1 protein-coding gene is annotated in these 1,093 nt (G+C 57.9%); it reads left to right on the top strand.

Annotated elements, in window-relative coordinates; all coding sequences use genetic code 11:
* Positions 1 to 87 precede the first annotated feature (87 nt).
* Positions 88 to 1,080, top strand: a complete 993-nt coding sequence (locus tag F6X42_RS42790; protein ID WP_187639754.1) for an IS5 family transposase — start codon at positions 88 to 90, stop codon at positions 1,078 to 1,080.
* Positions 1,081 to 1,093: the final 13 nt, after the last annotated feature.

Below are 1,093 nucleotides of genomic sequence, written 5' to 3'. Positions count from 1 at the left end.
GGAAACGCTGATTTATTCGGCTCGGCGGTCATCGCCGGCGTAGCTGAGGACGTTATAGAAGACAGCTCACGGAACAGACTCACGATGATGAAGAGGCAGATTGGCTTCGCGGAAGCGGAAATTGCAGGCAAGAGGCGAGTGACGAGGCGCCAACGCTTCCTCGCCGAGATGGAGAAGGTTGTTCCGTGGCAGCGATTGCTGTCGGCAATCGAGCCGTACTATCCGAAGGGCACGCGAGGCCGCCCGCCGATTGGCCTGGAGCGAATGCTGCGGATCTACTTTCTGCAACAGTGGTACGGGCTGTCGGACGAGGGACTGGAAGACGCGCTGTATGACAGCATCGCGCTGCGAGCCTTCGCTGGCATCGATCTGGCAGTCGAGAACGTGCCTGATGCAACCACACTGTTGAAGTTCCGGCGCCTGCTGATCGAACACGAACTGACACGAAAGTTGTTCGACGAGATTGGCATCTCGCTGTGCGAGCGTGGGCTGATGATGAAGGAAGGTACGCTGGTTGACGCGACGATCATTGAAGCGCCGCCGTCGACCAAGAACGCCGGGAAGAGTCGTGACCCGGAAATGCACCAAACGAAGAAGGGAAATGAATGGCACTTTGGGATGAAAGCCCACATTGGCGTCGACGCCGATTCGGGCCTGATTCACAGTGTGGTTGGCACGGCGGCCAACGTGTCGGATGTATCACAAGCGCATGCCCTGTTGCACGGACATGAGGAGCAGGCGTTCGCCGATGCGGGCTACATTGGCGTAGACAAGCGCGAGGAAATGGCGGGTAAGACCGTGAAGTGGAACGTCGCTGCCAAGCGGGGAAAGGTCAGGGCGATGCAGGAGGGAGCGCTGAAGGAATTGATGATCGCGGTCGAGCGAACCAAAGCGCAGATCCGTTCGCGAGTTGAGCATCCGTTCCATATCGTCAAGAACCTCTTTCACCATCGCAAGACCCGATACAAGGGCTTGGCCAAGAACACCGCGCAACTGTTCAGCCTGTTCGCTCTGGCGAATCTGGTGATTGCGCGAAATCTGATGCGATCGGTCCATGGGAGCAATCCGTCAGGCGCATGAAAAATGCGAGCAG

The sequence above is a fragment of the Paraburkholderia podalyriae genome (assembly GCF_014397785.1).
GTDB lineage: Bacteria > Pseudomonadota > Gammaproteobacteria > Burkholderiales > Burkholderiaceae > Paraburkholderia > Paraburkholderia podalyriae.
This window is presented reverse-complemented; position numbering and strand designations above follow the sequence as displayed.

Coding starts and splice junctions, on each gene's coding strand:
- F6X42_RS42790 (WP_187639754.1), top strand. CDS start 88: ATGAAGAGGCAGATTGGCTTCGCGGAAGCGGAAATTGCAGGCAAGAGG.